Here is a 17,678-nt window from a genome sequence, read left to right on the forward strand (position 1 = left end):
ATTTTAGAATTAAACAATCGGTTAATTAGTATTTTACTTACTTATCTCTTCATTTGTTCATGGCAAATCACAGTTGTTCCATCACCTTCACGAGCTGCTCCAGGTTGCCCTTCGCGTCGGCGTTCCCCTCGCGCACAGCCTCCTCAAACAGCGACTTTGCCTTGTCGTAGGCACCCGTCTCGGCGTATGCCACAGCCAAGGTGTTCTTCGCGGTCGCGTCGAGACGCTTGCCTTCCAGCAGGGCGATGGCCCCAGCCGCATCCTTCTGCGAAATCTTCGTCACGGCGGCATTGCTCAGGGCGATGGGGTTGTCAGGATAGGTGCGGGCGGCAATCTCCATCACCTCGTTGTATTCCGCAGTCCCCTTGCCATAGCTGCCTGCCACCTGATACATCTCGTTCAGGCTGACGAGCTTCGGGTTCGTGCGTACCTGCTGCTTGGCTTCCTCCAGACTGAAGTTGCGCACGTTGTACTCGATGCGGTACTCGTTGCGGCGCAGGGGGACGTACATCTCGTTGAGCAGACGCTCGTAGATGGTCGGCGGAACCAATGCCTTCAGCTGGTTCTCACACTCGTCCTGGTTGCCGTCGCAGCCGTCGATGATGGCGAGCACCTCGTCCTGCTTCAGCAGACCCGGATGCTTCTCCACCTCACGGCGCAGGCCTTCCCAGTCCTCACCCTTCCAGTCGACGTGCCACAGCGAGGCGTCGATGTTGCTGTTCTGACGCTTGATGTAGTCGGTGAAGGTCTTCGCGCGGCGTTCCGACAGGGTCATGTTGTATGCCACCGAGCCTTCGGGCGATGCGTATCCCGTGATGTAGATGCCCGTGATGGTCAGGTCGCGGTTCTCCTTCACGGCGTCGAGCGAAGCCTGCACGTCAGCCAGCTCCTTGGCGTTGTTGCCATAGCCCGGCTCCGTCTTGTAGCTCGCGCGGCGGTATTGCAGACGGGCGCTGCGCACCTCGTCACGGCGTTTCACCGGTTCGGGTGCCGGCTCCTGCAGAGCCACCTGATAGTTGGGCACGAAGCGTGCCAGCACCAGCGGGTCGAGCGTCGATGTCTCGCCACCCTCGCTACACTCTGCACAGCCTGTCACAGCCTCGCGCACCTCCAGCCGGCTGTCATACATCCAGCGTGCAAAGGGTGCCGTGGCTTCGTAGCTGACGGTCTGCGCCTCGCCGTTCTTCCGACGGACGGTCGTGCTGACGTTCTCATACACCGGCTGTCCCGTCAGTGCCTCCTGACGCCGGATGGCGCGGTTGCGGATGCGTCCGTTGACCACGATGGCAGGGAACACCTGCTCCTGCGTGCCGTCCTTCGACACGAGCACGGGGACCAGCTGTGTGGTGTGCTGCTGCTTCATCTTCACCGCGCTGAGGTCCAGGTTCATCGTCACACGCACCTCGTCGCCCACGCGCTGCACCTCGCGGCCGCTCACCTCGATGTCTTTCATGTAGCCCGTCTGGGCAAAGGCACTCATGCCCGCCAGGAGCATGCCTGCCAAGAGAATATGTCTTTTCATAACGTCGCCCTCCTTGTTTTACTTAATGATGTAGATGATTGAAATGGCAGCCTTCGTCAAGCCCAGGTAGTTCTTGTGGTCCCGTCCGAGAATCTCGCCGCAGTGCCCGCACTCATAGCGCTTGTAGTTGGCATGGATGAATCCCAGCCCCAGTTCAGCCTCCAGGCTCCAGCGGTTGCCGAGAATCCAGTGGTAACCATATCCCACACCGCCTCCGGCAAACCATCCCTGTGCACGCGAGTTCTCCAGCGCGCTGAACGTACCGAAAGGCAGGTCCAGGAGCAGTAGAAAATCAGTGGGGATAACCATACAGCTTTGCGATTCTGAAGAGGAAGAATTTTTTGTCTACGACTCCATGCAGATTCGCCCTGAAAAGTTTGATTTTGGCGTTGAATGATTCGGCTGCCGCATTTGATGAGCGTTTGTTGTAGAAGTTCAGGATTTCGTCATAATGCTCATAGAATGTCGAGGCAATGACATTGAACTGCTTCATTCTTGAATCATCGACTTTGTTGTACCATTTGGCCATGCTCAACCGCGCTGCATCTTTGATGGTGTTCTTTGAGAATATCATTCTTAATGAGTGGGACAGACCATAAGCCATTTTGATGTCAGGATACTCCTCGAAGAGGATTTTAGCCCTTTCCTTTTGTCTTTCCGTCCATTTGTCTGCTGATTTGAACAGAAGGTAACGGCTTCTGATGAGCAATTCCGGACGCGTGTCTCCATTGGAAAAGCGGAACGGCACATAGGGCTTGCCGGTTTGTTTGCACTCTTCCATTTCTTCATTGCTTTGCTGCAAGGCGTCCCAACGGTGCGCCACACGGATTTCCTGCACGGCATCACAAGCCAGTTTCTGGATGTGGAAACGGTCAATCACTCTTTGAGCCTTCGGAAATGCGACAGAAACAATCTTGCGCATTGAATCGGAAAGGTCAAGGGTCACTTCCTCCACTTTCATGCGTTCTTCCTCGTCTATCAACTTCAGCACCTGTATCACGTCTTCCGATTTCGTGCCGGAAACGACCGCCACCAGACTTCCTTCACCTGTATGCCGGTCACGGTTGGTGACAAACGTATACAGCTCCCCATTGGACAGGGAAGACTCGTCTATGGCAAGATGCCGGCCTATGTTTTCGGGAAACAACAGCCATGAATCGGCATGGTCTAGCTGGTCCCAGTCGTGGAAGCCGCTTAGCGTTTCCTTGTACTGTTTCTCAAAGGTATGTGCATTTATGTGGTAGAATGTTTCAAGCGTACGGCAGGTCACAGGGGATGTCTCCATACGTTTCTTTTAAAAAAGCCCCGAACTCCTTGGAGTAACGGGTTCCTTTGCAGGCTATGTCAAGGCTGATTGGAAGGCTGAAACTCTTGCCTGTACGCAGGTCGGTCCACCTGCGACGGCGTATGACCAGTATGACCTTATGGTCGCGTATCGGGAAATCGGTTACATTCACAGCCTCCATGAAGCCTTTGGATGCAAAATTGGCATCTGATGACAATCCCGCATTCATTAACTCGTCGAGATAAATATGAATCTCTGTCCGACTCTGTTGCACACCTGCTATCTCAAAATGATCCAGTATTTCTGAAGGCAGCACGATACGCGCAAGCACTTCCAATTGATTCTTTTCCATAAGGCAAAGGTCGGAATTCCTCTGGATATTGGAAAACTAATCCCCACTGATTTTCTACTGCTCCCAGGTCCAGGTTCGAGAGGTTGAACTCTCCGCCCAACGCATGGAGTGCAAAGAAGTGTCCGTTGAAGCGCTCGCAGAGCCAGTAGCGTCCTTCGGGCTGCACCATCCAGTGCTTCAACTTCTTGTCGTCAGAAAAAGTCCAGGGATTGTAGTTGCCGGACACATTGAGTGTCCACTTCGGCGCCAAGCCGACTTCCACACCCAAGTTGAGCGTGGTAGTTGCATCGTAAAGCAAATTGCTCTTGACAACCCACTTTTGGGCGTGAAGCGGAGCTGCGAACAGGAAGAAGAGCCCCGCCACCAACAGATACAGGAGTCTGCGTTTCATATTATTCTTTATTTAATAGTTTATCACGGTTGCATGTTTCCTCGTTCAGTGTGCGACGAACGCAGGCAGGAATTTAAGGAGATGTGTTTCTCTATAATGACCGTTATCTCTTAAAATTCGTAGCAACTTTCTTGCTTAATCACACTTGCAAATATAAAGACTTTTCCGAAACAATGTTCAAACGTTTTACTGCCACTATTTGGCATTAGGGTGAAATTAGGGTGGGGATTCCTTAAATCCGTGCCCGTCCGTTAACAATCGCGTTTAACACACCTCTGCCGACGGCTCTCCGACGGCATCTGTTTCTATAATATTTACAAACAAAGAAGCAAATAGAGCGGTTAAGTCAGGAAATAAAGGGAATACGTGGATTTACTTCGGGCGGCAGCCCCTTCCGTTCATCATCCTGCTGCCCGTCCGTCTTTCATACCGACGGACGGAAGCACCGCCTCCTCCCCTTCCGCTGGAAGGCGTCTTTCTCGTCAGCACGACACACGGTCCGACAACTTAAACAGAGTACCCTAAAACTCCATAATTTTTACCATACCAATTTCCGACGGAAAGTCATCCCTCCCCTCCCGATGGATGCGATTTACGGCAGTTAACCTTTTCGTATTTATTTACAGACGAGAACGATAATTAACACAAAGAACCTAACAAATAAGGGCGAGCACTCGGCTCGCCCCTATCCATTTCCCGGGTCATTGGAGTCATCCGGGAGGGAAGATTCCGTCCAGCGGACGCCCCCGGCATCATTCCGCTCCTGTGACGGACGTGCGCAGCGTCCCGATTTCCTCTGCCAGCTCCCTGGCAATGGGCAGCGGATAGTCGGTGTGTGCGAAACGTACCACCCGCTGTGCGTCGGAGATATAGATGCGGGGGATGGTCGCGTCGGCAAACAGGCTGTAGATGGTGCGCGAGGGGTCGGCATAGTAAGGCAGCGTCAGTCCCTCTTCCGCCCAATAGGAAGCCACGGAAGCCTCATCTTCGGCACGGCTGATGAACGCCATGCGTATGCCCTCCTGGTCGCGGAAGCTGTCGTAGACCTGCTGTACGCGCGGCAACATCTCGCGGCAGTCGGGACAGCTCGTGTCAAAGAACATGATGAGGGAGACGGAACCGCCGAGCGTCGAGGTGTCGAACTCCGTCCCGTCGGAGAGTGTCACACGGAAGTCGGGCAGCGTGTCGCCCACCTGGACGTAAACTTCGCCCGTCGGCAGGTCATCGTCCGTGATGCAGGAGACCGCCAGCAAGGCAACCAAGCAACTGAAAAGGCGGAGGAGAGAACCTGCCCGCCGTTTGTTCAAAAAATGTATCATAAGTCAAAGCGTTTTTTGGTATGCGGAAAGGCATCCTTCCCGCTTGTTCGCGGCAAAGGTAAGTGTTTCAGGAAGAATCTCACCGCCTTTCTATTAATAAATTATAAAAAGAAGAAATATTTCGGAGAAACTATTTATAGTTTTAGGGTTTTCATTTATACTTGTCAACGATTTTACGGGCGGGTGTCAGACGGTCTTCCACTGAGGAGTCATTAAAGGAAAACTAACCCAACGAGCTGCCCACACGCCAGCCGTAAGAGAAACGAGAGTGTATAATCATAAAAACAGATACGCTATGGTTAACAAGTACACAAAGTATATCAGAAACCGTGCTCCACGGCCAGAGTTGCACGACAAGATTCTCCTTGCCACGAAAGCGATGTTCTATAAACAAGGTATCAAACAGGTGCGCATGGACGACATCGCCAAGGAACTGACCATCTCGAAACGTACGCTTTACGAGATTTTCAACGACAAGGAAACGCTGCTGCTGGAATGCATCAAGTACAAACATCAGCAGGAGGAAAGCTACCTCCAGGCGCTCGACCTCTCGAATGCCAATGTGCTGGAGGTGGTGCTGCGCTACTACGAATACACGATGAAGGAACTGCCGCACATCAACCCGACCTTCTTCGAGGACATGAAGAAGTATCCCGGCGTGCTGGCATACATGCGCAGCAAACGTGACCAGAACTTCAAGGATGTGGTGAGCTATTTCACCCGGGGCATCGAGCAGGGCATCTTCCTCCCCGATGTGGACATGGAGCTTTTCATCCGTCTGCTCAACCTGACGTTCGACCACAGCATGGAGTCGGAAATCTACAAGCAGTACCCGATGGACCGTGTCTACCGCGCCATCCTCTTCACCCACTTGCGCGGCATCGCCACGGAAAAGGGACTGGCAATCCTCAATGACTTCATCCGCAAGCATGATGAGGAACAAGCCAAGCAGGAAGGCTGACCCGCCCGACTTCCAAACTGAATAACAGATAAGACTGACGCGATTGGCGTGGATTCGGAGAATCCGTCCGCCAATCGCGTCAGTTGTGTTTGTATGGTAGCTATCCTACCCTTCGCGGGTCGTCATCTCCATATCCTTCACCTTCTTCAGTAAGTCGGAAGCAAAGATGAAGTCATTCAGGCGACGGTTGCTCGAAGTGAAGATTTCCTCCTTCGTGCCCTGCCACTCCTGGCGGCCTTCGTAGATGAAAAGGATGCTGTCGCCGATGCCCAACACGGAATTCATGTCGTGCGTGTTGATGATGGTGGTCATGTTATATTCGGTCGTGATGCTGTGAATCAGCTCGTCGATGACCAGCGAAGTCTTCGGGTCAAGACCGGAGTTCGGTTCGTCACAGAAGAGGTACTGAGGCTGCAAGGCGATGGCACGCGCGATGGCTACGCGCTTCTGCATACCGCCACTGATTTCTCCCGGGTATTTCTGTTGTGCCTCACCCAGGTTGACACGGTCCAGACAGAAACGGGCACGCTTCAGACGGTCCCGGTAGGTGTCTGTGGAAAACATGTCGAGCGGGAACATCACGTTCTCCAGCACCGTCATCGAGTCGAAGAGGGCGGCACTCTGGAAAATCATGCCCATCTCACGACGCAAGGCAATCTTTTCCTTTTTATTCATGTTCAGGAAGTTCCGTCCGTCATACAGAATCTCGCCCTGCTCCGGGGTCAGCAGCCCGACGATGGACTTCATCAGGACAGTCTTTCCCGAACCACTCTGCCCGATGATGAGGTTGGTCTTCCCGTTTTCAAACACCGTACTGATGTCCTCCAGCACCGTGCGCCCTTCAAAGGACTTGCATACAGATTTGAGTTCAATCATTTCGTCAACAGTTGGGTTAGGAACAAATCGGAGAAGAGAATCAGGATGCTGCTGCACACCACCGCGTCGGTGCTCGCCTTGCCGACGGCTATCGAACCGCCCTCGACCGTATAGCCGAAAAAGGACGAAACGCTGGCTATGATGAAAGCGAAGAAAAACGACTTGATGATGCCGCACCACACGAACCACTCCGTGAATGAATATTGCAAACCGTAGGTCAGGTCTTCCGCGTTGATGATGCCACCGAACCATGCCGTGGCATACGCTCCCAGGATACCCGCAAAGATGCTGATGCTCACCAGCACGGGGATGAAGCTCACCAGGGCGGCAATCTTGGGCATGATGAGGAAGTTGGCGGAATTGACCCCCATGATTTCAAGGGCGTCTATCTGTTGGGTGACGCGCATCGTGCCCAGCTCGGAGGCGATGTTCGAACCGACTTTTCCTGCCAGGATGAGACACATGATGGACGACGAAAATTCGAGCAACATGATTTCACGGGTGACAAAGCCGGTGGTGAACCGGGGCATCCACGCGCTCTGGATATTCAGTTTGATCTGGATACAGATGACTGCTCCGATGAAGAACGAAATGAGCAGGACAATGCCTATCGAGTTGACACCCAGCTGTTCCAGTTCCTTGGCATACTGCTTGAAAAACATACGCCAACGCTCCGGACGGCCGAAGGTGCGCCCCATCAGAATCATGTAGCTGCCCAGTTGTTGAAGTGCTTTAAACATTACTCTTGTGCTATTTTCTGCAAAAATAATAGAAAACCTCCGATAGCGCCTTAGTTTCCCCCTCTTGATAACCTTTTTTAAAACCAAAAGTTGTATTTTTGCGCCAAATTCATTGAACTATGGCGCACGATTCAGAGACTCTTGAAATGCACATTCCGGAAGACGGACGGATGGTCCTCCGCACGGAAGGACTGGTGAAGAAGTATGGCAAACGTACGGTGGTCAACCATGTTTCCATCAACGTGAAACAAGGAGAGATTGTCGGCCTGCTCGGACCGAACGGTGCCGGGAAAACCACCTCGTTCTACATGACCACCGGTCTGATCGTGCCCAACGAAGGCCATATCTTCCTCAACGATCTCGACATCACCAAATACCCTGTCTACAAGCGGGCGCAGAACGGCATCGGCTACCTGGCACAGGAGGCGTCGGTCTTTCGCAAGATGAGTGTCGAGGACAACATCGCGTCCGTGCTGGAGATGACCAACAAACCCCGCGAATACCAGCGCGAGAAGCTCGAAAGCCTGCTGACGGAGTTCCGCCTGCAAAAGGTGCGCAAGAATCTGGGAGACCAGCTATCGGGTGGTGAACGCCGACGGACGGAGATTGCCCGCTGCCTCGCCATCGACCCCAAGTTCATCATGCTCGACGAACCGTTTGCCGGTGTAGACCCCATCGCCGTGGAAGACATCCAGCACATCGTCTGGCGTCTGAAGGACAAGAACATCGGTATCCTCATCACCGACCACAACGTACAGGAGACACTGTGCATCACCGACCGTGCCTACCTCTTGTTTGAAGGAAAAATCCTCTTCCAGGGGACGCCCGAGGAACTGGCAGCCAACCAAGTGGTGCGCGAGAAATACCTCAGCCAGAGCTTCGTGCTCCGCCGCAAGGATTTCCAGCTCCGGGAAGACAACTGAACCACATCACGACACGGGAGGCCGTTCCTCACAGAAAGGAAGCTCCATCAGTCCCATTTTGTATACGGAGGCGCAGAGAATCCCAAGCTCTGCGCCTCTGCCTTTTTTGTACCGACGCCGACAGCCTCAGCAGAAGGCAGGCAACTTCCGCCTGAAGACTGCCCTGCCCTACCGAAGGGAATGTCCCGGACAGCAAAAATCAGAAAGAAACCAAAATCACCCGTCCGCTTGACAAAAACGGCTTAAACATTCCCTTCAGCTAACTCACACTTTGCAAAAGTCGGGCAAACCAGCAAGCAAACGCTAACGAATGCAAACAAAACCGCCCGAAAAAGCCTTCGATTTTAGAAAACTATACACTTCAATTCCGGAATATGAACAAAACGCGCCCGGAACAATATTGTTTCGTGAGCCAAACAATATTGTTTGACGCGTCAAACACATTAGTTTCATACTCCAAACACTATTGTTTCGCCCGCGGAAGTCAAACCTTTGGAAAATGGAAGTAAAAAGAAGTGAGTTTCGTTCTCTGGAAGAAGGCCGGCGTCAACGAATCGGAAGGTAATAAAAGGAGGGGTAAAACGGCGTTATGAACAGTCAAAGGATACAGTTGCCCCATTTCCTCCGTCCCCATGCAACCGGAATAAGCCATTTGCCGTCAATGTGTATTTTGCGAATCGCCCGAGAAGGGCCTCGGAATCCACGGAACTGTATTTTGGTGCGAGGAAAGGCACTGTCGGGCGCTTCATTTGACATTTTGACACTTCGGCATCCGGAGGAAGAACCGGGCAGTGTCCGTACGGATGCATGACGGAAGGCGAACGTACTGCACTCCGACTTACAGGCACCCAATATGTTAATTATTGGAGGGACGGCGAAAAAAGTGGTTGCATTTATTGCCAATTCAAATAATATGCGTTCCTTTGCTGCGTAATGGTGTAACATCAAAGTTACGAGATTTTTATTACATGGTTTTTACTCTTCGCCCGTCATTCTGACGCATAGGTAAACTCTCTGTCATTCTAATCCTTTAATTTTATTGCATACCATTGAGAGTCCGTCCGGTCATTGCCGGTCAGTGAACGGATGAGCTCTGAGAGTTTTACTATTTATTTTATTTACCATTTTATTTTCATTATGAACATTTATGTAGGTAACCTGAACTATCGGGTTAAGGAGAATGAGTTGAAACAGGCTTTGTCGGAGTTTGGTACAGTGGATTCCGTGAAAATCGTGACCGACCGCGAAACCGGACGTTCCAAAGGTTTTGCTTTCGTCGAGATGCCCAACGATGAAGAGGCTTCCAAAGTGATTGCCCAGCTGAACGGTGCTGAGTATGCAGGCCGTCAGGTGGTCATCCGCGAGGCGACTCCGCGTGCTCCCCGCGAACCGCGTGAACCGCGCAGACGTGAATAAACCCGACTTCCGCCGGTTTCCATAACCGGCTCCATGGAGTGACAAACAACAGAAGACGGGTCGGCATCCGACAGGAGAACCGCCCCACCCTTCATGCCATAACAGCGGCAGGACAGATTCCCCGACGGAAGGGGGTTCTGTGCCTGCCGCTTTGTTTTCAGGCATCCGTCTTACGCTGCCCTGAAAAAAGCGGAACTGCAATTTAATCCATTCTCTTTTTGGGGATTTAAAAGAATAACGCTAATTTTGCGCACTCTTATGATTAATAATGAGGTAAAGTCGCAATAAAAATAGTAATCATTAAAAATAAATTGTCAGAATGAACGTTTCATTAGAGAACATTGACAAGGTAAGCGCACTGCTTACGGTAAAATTGGAAAAAGAAGACTACGAGGCACGAGTTGAGAAGGCCCTGAAAGACTTCCGCAAAAAGGCAAACATGCCGGGTTTCCGTCCGGGTATGGTTCCGATGGGCTTGATCAAGAAGCAGTATGGAACTGCCATCAAGGCTGAGGAAGTGAACAAAGTGCTTCAGGAAAAGGTTTATGAATATCTGAAAGATAACAAGGTGAACATGTTGGGCGAGCCCCTTCCCAATGAAGAGAAGCAACCCGCCATCGACTTTGCAAAGGACGAGGCTTTCGAATTTGTATTCGACATTGCCCTGGCTCCGGAGTTCGACGTCGTGCTTGACACCAACGATGAAATCGACTACTATACCATCGACGTAAACGACGAGCTGGTTGAGCGTCAGGTGAAAATGTACGCACAGCGTGGCGGAAACTACGAGAGCGTACAGGAGTACACCGAAGGTGACATGCTGAAAGGTCTGATTGCCGAGCTCGACGAGAACAACAACGTGAAGGAAGGCGGCATCCAGGTTGAGAACGCCGTGATGATGCCTACCTATATGAAGAACGACGAGCAGAAGGCTATCTTTGCCAATGCCAAGACCAACGAGGTGCTGGTGTTCAACCCGTCGGTTGCCTTTGACGGCAACGAGGCTGAAATCGCTTCCTTGCTGAAGATTGAGAAGGATGCCGTTGCCAACGTGAAGGGCAACTTCAGCTTCCAGGTAGAAGAAATCACCCACTTCGTTCCGGGCGAACTCAACCAGGAGTTGTTCGACAACATCTTCGGCGAAGGGGTCGTGAAGAGCGAAGAGGAGTTCCGCGGCAAAATCAAGAGCGAACTGGAAGAGCAGTTTGTCAACGACAGCAACTACAAGTTCCTCATCGACACCCGCGAATACCTGATGAAGAAAATCGGCAAGCTGGAATTCCCGGATGCCATCCTGAAGCGCATCATGCTGCTCAACAACCAGGAGAAGGGCGAAGCTTTCGTAGCCGAGAACTACGACCGCAGCATCGAGGAGCTGACCTGGCACCTCATCAAGGAGAAACTGGTTGCTGCCAACGAAATCAAGGTCGACAACAACGACATCATGGACATGGCGAAGGAGGTTACCCGCATCCAGTTCGCACAGTACGGCATGCTGAACGTGCCCGATGACATGCTGGACAACTACGCCAAGGAAATGCTCAAGAGAAAGGACAGCGTCGAGCAGCTGGTTAACCGCAGCGTAGAGTCGAAGCTGGCTAAGGCTCTGAAAGATAAAGTGAAACTGAACAACAAGACTGTCTCTGTAGAAGACTTCAACAAGATGTTCGAATAAGCAGCTTGTTTTGCTAAATCTTCCTAAAAGGGAGGCTTTTGGTACGAGTTATATTGTACATTTGTGCGCAATATCGGAGAGCCAGAAGCCTCTCTTTTTTGACCCTTACCGAGCGGTTGCCGCGCTGCATGCCCGGCACTCCTTAAGGGCCTGACCCTAACTAATTAAGCAATGAATATGACAGACGATTTTAGAAAGTACGCCACCAAACATTTGGGAATGAACAGTATGGTACTCGACGACGTCATCAAGTCGCAGGGTTATCTCAATCCGTACATCCTCGAGGAACGTCAGCTCAACGTGACCCAGCTCGACGTGTTCTCCCGCCTGATGATGGACCGCATCATCTTCCTGGGCACTCCCATCGACGACTATACCGCCAACACCTTGCAGGCACAGTTGCTCTATCTCGACTCCGTCGACCCGGGCAAGGACATCTCCATCTACATCAACTCTCCCGGCGGTTCGGTCTACGCCGGTCTGGGCATCTATGACACCATGCAGTTCATCTCCAGCGACGTAGCCACCATCTGTACCGGTATGGCAGCCTCCATGGCAGCCGTTCTGCTGGTAGCCGGAAAAGAGGGCAAACGTTCCGCGCTGACCCACTCGCGCGTGATGATACACCAGCCGATGGGCGGTGCACAGGGACAAGCGTCGGACATCGAGATCACGGCCCGCGAAATCCAGAAGTTGAAAAAGGAACTCTACAGCATCATCGCCGACCACTCTCACACCGAGTTTGACAAAGTGTGGGCAGACTCTGACCGCGACTACTGGATGACAGCCCAGGAAGCCAAAGACTACGGCATGATCGACGAGGTCCTGGCACGCAAGAAGTGACCCCGTAACTCAAGGACTCAAAAACTAAAAACCTAACAAGACATTGGATTCAAAGAATAAATCAAAGAGACATTGTAGCTTCTGCGGACGTCCGGAGAGCGAAGTCGGCTTTCTCATCACCGGACTGGAGGGCTGCATCTGCAACGACTGTGCAGAGCAGGCCCACGAAATCACCCAGGAGGCAATGGGCGAGGTGATGAAAGGACGGCTCTCCCGTCTGAACCTGAACGACCTGCCCAAGCCCAAAGAAATCAAGGAATTCCTCGACCAGTATGTCATCGGGCAGGACGATGCCAAGCGCTACCTGTCGGTGTCGGTCTACAACCATTATAAACGTCTGCTTCAGAAAGACGAAGGCGACGATGTGGAAATCGAGAAGTCGAACATCATCATGGTGGGCAGCACCGGTACGGGCAAGACACTGCTCGCCCGCACCATTGCCAAGCTGCTTCATGTCCCCTTCACCATCGTCGACGCCACCGTGCTGACCGAAGCCGGATACGTGGGCGAGGACATCGAGAGCATCCTCACCCGTCTGCTTCAGGTTGCCGACTACAATGTGGCAGAGGCTGAAAGAGGTATCGTGTTCATCGACGAAATCGACAAAATTGCGCGCAAGGGCGACAACCCCTCCATCACCCGCGATGTCAGCGGAGAAGGTGTGCAGCAAGGCCTGCTCAAGCTGTTGGAAGGTTCGGTCGTGAATGTTCCGCCTCAGGGTGGACGCAAGCACCCCGACCAGAAGATGATTCCGGTGAACACGAAGAACATCCTGTTCATCTGCGGCGGCGCGTTCGACGGCATCGAGAAGAAGATAGCCCAACGCCTGAACACCCACGTGGTCGGTTACGGAGCAGTCCAGAACACGATGCACATCGACAAGGAGAACATGATCCAATACATTGCCCCGCAGGACCTGAAGGCCTTCGGACTCATCCCCGAAATCATCGGACGTCTGCCGATTCTGACCTACCTGAATCCGCTGGACCGCACCGCCCTGCGAAGCATCCTGACGGAACCGAAAAATTCGGTCATCAAGCAATACATCAAACTCTTCGCCATGGACGGTGTGGAGCTGTCCTTCGAGCCGGAAGTGTTTGAGTTCATTGTCGACAAGGCCATCGAGTACAAACTCGGCGCCCGCGGACTGCGTTCCATCGTGGAAACCATCATGATCGACACCATGTATGAGGTGCCCTCCAAGCATGTCACGGAGTTCAAGGTGACACTGGACTACGCCAAGCAGCAGTTGGGCAAGGCCAACCTGTCGCGCCTGCAGAATGCCTGAACGAGGTCGGGAGCCGAAAAAGAGGGGACTTATTGCGTCGGAACCCGAAAATAGTATCGAAATAATTTGTACTTTATAGTAAGTTGTTTATAATTTTGTTAGTCATTCATTTCGATTTATTCAATTAACGAGAACAAGCGATATGGCGGAGAAAACAGATTTAACAGCGCAACTAAAAAAGTTCTTTGGTTTCGATACGTTTAAAGGAGAGCAGGAAGCTATTATCCGCAACCTCATGGCGGGTAATGACACGTTCGTGCTCATGCCCACCGGAGGCGGTAAGTCTTTGTGCTATCAGCTTCCGTCTTTATTGATGGAGGGGACGGCTATTGTAATCTCTCCTCTGATAGCCCTGATGAAAAACCAGGTGGATGCCATACGGAACGTATGCGAAGAAGACGGAGTGGCGCACTTCATCAATTCGTCGTTGACCAAAGCTGCCATCGACCAGGTGAAGAGCGACATCCTCTCCGGCAAGACCAAGTTGCTGTATGTCGCCCCTGAATCGTTGACGAAGGAGGAGAACGTGGAGTTCCTCAAAGGTGTCAAAATCTCGTTCTATGCCGTCGACGAAGCACACTGTATCTCGGAGTGGGGACATGACTTCCGCCCCGAATACCGGCGCATCCGCCCCATCATCAACGAAATCGGCAACGCACCCGTCATTGCCCTCACGGCAACTGCAACCGACAAGGTAAGAAGCGACATCAAGAAGAGCCTCGGCATCGTCGATGCCAAGGAGTTCAAGTCGTCGTTCAACCGTCCGAACCTGTACTACGAAGTACGCCCGAAGACCAAAAACATAGACAAGGACATCATCCGATATATCAAAAACAACAGTGGCAAGTCGGGCATCATCTATTGCCTGAGCCGGAAGAAGGTGGAAGAGCTCGCCGAAATCCTGCGTGCCAACAACATCAACGCACGCGCCTATCATGCAGGCATGGACTCTGCCACCCGTTCAGCGACCCAGGACCAGTTCCTCATGGAAAAGGTCGACGTCATCGTGGCGACCATTGCTTTCGGCATGGGCATCGACAAGCCTGACGTGCGTTATGTCATCCACTATGACATGCCGAAGAGTCTTGAAGGGTATTATCAGGAGACCGGACGCGCCGGACGCGACGGTGGAGAAGGCCGATGCATCGCTTTTTATTCAAACAAGGATCTCCAGAAACTGGAGAAGTTTATGGAAGGGAAACCTGTGGCAGAACAGGACATTGGCCGACAGCTTCTGCAAGAAACAGCTGCCTATGCCGAATCTTCCGTGTGCCGCCGGAAGCTGCTGCTGCACTACTTCGGCGAAACGTACAAGGAAGATAATTGTGGAAATTGTGACAATTGTTTAAACCCTAAGAAACAAGTGGAAGCTCAAGATTTATTGTGTACCGTCATTGAAACAGTTCTTGCCGTCAAGGAAAAGTTCAAGGCAGAATATGTGATTGACGTCATTCTCGGAAAAGAAACGACAGAGGTATTAGACCACAAACACGAAGAACTGGAAGTGTTTGGCTCCGGCACGGGCGAAGAAGACAAGCTCTGGAATGCCGTAATCCGCCAGGCACTCATTGCCGGATACCTCAGCAAGGACGTGGAGAACTACGGACTGCTGAAGGTGACGGCGGAAGGAAAGAAATTCCTGAAACACCCGAAATCATTCAAGATAGTTGAAGACAATGACTTTGAAGAGGAAGAGGAGGAGACTCCCGTTCGCGGAGGTGCCTCGTGCGCTGTCGACCCGGCACTCTACTCCATGCTGAAGGACCTGCGCAAGAAACTCTCGAAGAAACTGGAAGTGCCGCCCTACGTCATCTTCCAGGACCCGTCGCTCGAAGCGATGGCAACCATCTATCCCGTCACACTGGAGGAGTTGCAGAACATCCCGGGTGTGGGAGCCGGAAAAGCCAAACGCTACGGTTCCGAGTTCTGTGCACTCATCAAACGCCATTGCGAGGAGAACGAAATCGAACGCCCCGAAGACCTGAGAGTCCGCACGGTCGCCAACAAATCGAAGCTGAAGGTGTCCATCATCCAAAGCATCGACCGCAAAGTGGCGCTTGACGACATCGCCCTGGCAAAGGGTATCGAGTTCGGCGAACTGCTCGACGAGGTGGAAGCCATCGTCTACTCCGGCACGAAACTCAACATCGACTATTTCCTGGAGGATGTGATGGACGAAGACCACGTGGACGACATCTACGACTACTTCAAGGAGTCGACTACCGACAGCCTGGAAGTGGCGATGAAGGAGCTGGGCGACGAATACACCGAAGACGAAATACGCCTGGTGCGCATCAAGTTCATTTCGGAAATGGCCAATTGATTCCATAGACATATCCGGCTCGGAAAGAGCCGTCGGGGACCCCCGCTATGATGTTGTAAATCATGGCGGGGGTCTCTTTATCCGTGCAATCGGGATGCCGTGGAAAAGAGTAAAAAAATATAAAAAACGCACGACGGTATTTCCGCCGTAACGGATAAAACGTGTATATTTGCACGCAATAAATTCTAAAGCTTAAAAGCCCTATGTCATTTGTTGCAGATAAAATTGTGATGGACGGACTGACGTATGATGACGTTCTTTTGATTCCGGCCTATTCTGAAGTATTACCCCGCACCGTCGAACTCACGACGAAATTCTCACGTAACATTACTCTGAACATCCCCTTTGTGACAGCTGCCATGGACACTGTGACCGAAGCCAAGATGGCGATTGCCATTGCACGCGAAGGTGGCATCGGTGTCATCCACAAGAACATGTCCATCGAGGAACAAGCCCGTCAGGTAGCCATCGTGAAACGTGCTGAAAACGGTATGATTTACGACCCTGTGACCATCAAGCGCGGTTCGACCGTACGCGACGCATTGAACCTGATGGCTGAATATCACATCGGCGGTATTCCCGTGGTGGACGACGAACGTCACCTGGTGGGAATCGTGACCAACCGTGACCTCCGCTTTGAAAAGAACATGAACAAGAGCATCGAGGAAGTGATGACCAAAGAGCATCTCGTGACCACGACTCAACAGACTGACATGGAGGCTGCCACACAGATTCTGCAAGAGAACAAAATCGAGAAACTCCCCGTTGTCGACAAGGATAACAAACTGGTGGGCCTGATTACTTACAAGGATATCACCAAAGCCAAAGACAAACCGATGGCTTGCAAGGATGCCAAAGGCCGTCTGCGTGTAGCTGCCGGTGTCGGCGTGACCAACGATACCCTCGAACGTATGCGTGCACTGGTTAATGCCGGAGCGGATGCCATTGTCATCGACACGGCTCACGGACACTCGAAGTTCGTCATCGAAAAACTGAAAGAAGCGAAACGCGAGTTCCCCAACATCGACATCGTAGTGGGCAACATCGCTACGGCTGCCGCTGCACGTGCCCTGGTTGATGCCGGAGCGGATGCAGTCAAAGTGGGCATCGGTCCGGGTTCCATCTGTACGACCCGTGTCGTAGCCGGTGTGGGTGTTCCACAGCTGTCTGCGGTATACGATGTAGCCAAAGAGCTGGAAGGCACAGGTGTTCCCTTGATTGCCGACGGTGGCTTGCGCTATTCAGGCGATGTCGTGAAGGCGTTGGCTGCCGGAGGATACTCCGTGATGATTGGTTCACTGGTAGCCGGAACGGAAGAGTCACCGGGTGAAACCATCATCTTCAACGGACGTAAGTTCAAGTCCTACCGCGGTATGGGTTCGTTGGAAGCAATGGAGAACGGTTCGAAAGACCGCTATTTCCAGAGTGGAGAGTCCGACGTGAAGAAGCTTGTCCCCGAGGGCATTGCCGGACGTGTGCCTTACAGAGGCAGTCTCTATGAGGTCATCTACCAGCTGATTGGTGGTCTGCGTTCCGGTATGGGTTACTGTGGTGCTGCCAACATCGAACAGCTGCACAATGCCAAGTTTACCCGCATCACCAATGCCGGTGTGATGGAAAGCCACCCGCACGATGTGACCATCACCAGCGAGGCTCCCAACTACAGCCGTCCGCAATAAGCCGGCAAGGGCTTTCGTCATAGCACAAACATAACGCAACATAATAAATCGAAAAGAGGGTGTGTCATCCGGCACATCCTCTTTT

16 protein-coding genes are annotated in these 17,678 nt (G+C 52.2%); 8 read left to right on the top strand and 8 right to left on the bottom strand.

What is annotated here, in order from left to right; genetic code table 11:
• Positions 1-67: 67 nt before the first annotated feature.
• From C8275_RS14055 to C8275_RS14075, 6 genes are all read right to left on the bottom strand, one after another.
• Positions 68-1,522: a DUF3868 domain-containing protein gene (locus C8275_RS14055; protein ID WP_106625625.1), complete on the bottom strand. Its 1,455-nt coding sequence runs from the start codon at positions 1,520-1,522 to the stop codon at positions 68-70.
• An 18-nt stretch (positions 1,523-1,540) separates the two neighbouring features.
• On the bottom strand, positions 1,541-1,831 hold the full coding sequence (locus C8275_RS14060; protein ID WP_106625626.1) for a DUF3575 domain-containing protein: 291 nt from the start codon (positions 1,829-1,831) through the stop codon (positions 1,541-1,543).
• Positions 1,815-2,807: a transposase gene (locus tag C8275_RS14065; protein WP_199881879.1), complete on the bottom strand. Its 993-nt coding sequence runs from the start codon at positions 2,805-2,807 to the stop codon at positions 1,815-1,817. The genes C8275_RS14060 and C8275_RS14065 overlap by 17 nt, the downstream gene beginning before the upstream one ends.
• Positions 2,773-3,159: a hypothetical protein gene (locus C8275_RS14740; protein ID WP_106484096.1), complete on the bottom strand. Its 387-nt coding sequence runs from the start codon at positions 3,157-3,159 to the stop codon at positions 2,773-2,775. The genes C8275_RS14065 and C8275_RS14740 overlap by 35 nt, the downstream gene beginning before the upstream one ends.
• Entirely contained in the window at positions 3,092-3,550 is a 459-nt protein-coding gene (locus C8275_RS14745; RefSeq protein WP_199881948.1) for a DUF3575 domain-containing protein, read from the bottom strand. The genes C8275_RS14740 and C8275_RS14745 overlap by 68 nt, the downstream gene beginning before the upstream one ends.
• A gap of 752 nt (positions 3,551-4,302) precedes the next feature.
• Positions 4,303-4,869, bottom strand: coding sequence for a TlpA disulfide reductase family protein (locus tag C8275_RS14075; protein ID WP_106625627.1), 567 nt, complete (start codon positions 4,867-4,869; stop codon positions 4,303-4,305).
• Positions 4,870-5,164: 295 nt separating this feature from the next.
• On the opposite strand from C8275_RS14075, the gene C8275_RS14080 reads away from it, so the two are divergent.
• Positions 5,165-5,830: a TetR/AcrR family transcriptional regulator gene (locus C8275_RS14080; RefSeq protein WP_022385240.1), complete on the top strand. Its 666-nt coding sequence runs from the start codon at positions 5,165-5,167 to the stop codon at positions 5,828-5,830.
• 105 nt (positions 5,831-5,935) lie between these two features.
• Here the strand turns inward: C8275_RS14080 and C8275_RS14085 are convergent, their stop codons facing one another.
• Together C8275_RS14085 and C8275_RS14090 are read right to left on the bottom strand one after the other, a co-directional pair.
• Positions 5,936-6,706, bottom strand: a complete 771-nt coding sequence (locus tag C8275_RS14085; RefSeq protein WP_022385241.1) for an ABC transporter ATP-binding protein — start codon at positions 6,704-6,706, stop codon at positions 5,936-5,938.
• The gene (locus C8275_RS14090; protein ID WP_022385242.1) at positions 6,703-7,446 is read right to left on the bottom strand and encodes an ABC transporter permease; all 744 of its coding nucleotides are present in this window, start codon (positions 7,444-7,446) and stop codon (positions 6,703-6,705) included. Before C8275_RS14090 ends, C8275_RS14085 begins: the two co-directional genes overlap by 4 nt.
• A gap of 119 nt (positions 7,447-7,565) precedes the next feature.
• On the opposite strand from C8275_RS14090, the gene lptB reads away from it, so the two are divergent.
• From lptB to guaB, 7 genes are all read left to right on the top strand, one after another.
• Entirely contained in the window at positions 7,566-8,369 is an 804-nt protein-coding gene (gene lptB, locus C8275_RS14095) for an LPS export ABC transporter ATP-binding protein (protein WP_022385243.1), read from the top strand.
• Between the two features lie 1,137 nt (positions 8,370-9,506).
• Entirely contained in the window at positions 9,507-9,785 is a 279-nt protein-coding gene (locus C8275_RS14100; RefSeq protein ID WP_106625629.1) for an RNA-binding protein, read from the top strand.
• 319 nt (positions 9,786-10,104) lie between these two features.
• Positions 10,105-11,460, top strand: coding sequence for a trigger factor (tig, locus tag C8275_RS14105; protein ID WP_106625630.1), 1,356 nt, complete (start codon positions 10,105-10,107; stop codon positions 11,458-11,460).
• Positions 11,461-11,637: 177 nt separating this feature from the next.
• The gene (gene clpP, locus C8275_RS14110; protein WP_106625631.1) at positions 11,638-12,303 is read left to right on the top strand and encodes an ATP-dependent Clp endopeptidase proteolytic subunit ClpP; all 666 of its coding nucleotides are present in this window, start codon (positions 11,638-11,640) and stop codon (positions 12,301-12,303) included.
• A 43-nt stretch (positions 12,304-12,346) separates the two neighbouring features.
• Positions 12,347-13,591 (top strand): ATP-dependent Clp protease ATP-binding subunit ClpX, encoded by a 1,245-nt coding sequence (clpX, locus tag C8275_RS14115; RefSeq protein WP_106625632.1) that lies wholly within the window; start codon positions 12,347-12,349, stop codon positions 13,589-13,591.
• 142 nt (positions 13,592-13,733) lie between these two features.
• Positions 13,734-15,914, top strand: coding sequence for a DNA helicase RecQ (gene recQ, locus C8275_RS14120; RefSeq protein WP_022385249.1), 2,181 nt, complete (start codon positions 13,734-13,736; stop codon positions 15,912-15,914).
• 203 nt (positions 15,915-16,117) lie between these two features.
• The gene (guaB, locus tag C8275_RS14125) at positions 16,118-17,593 is read left to right on the top strand and encodes an IMP dehydrogenase (RefSeq protein WP_106625633.1); all 1,476 of its coding nucleotides are present in this window, start codon (positions 16,118-16,120) and stop codon (positions 17,591-17,593) included.
• Positions 17,594-17,678: the final 85 nt, after the last annotated feature.

It is taken from the genome of Bacteroides sp. Marseille-P3684, from assembly GCF_900291465.1.
Classification (GTDB): Bacteria; Bacteroidota; Bacteroidia; order Bacteroidales; family Bacteroidaceae; genus Phocaeicola_A.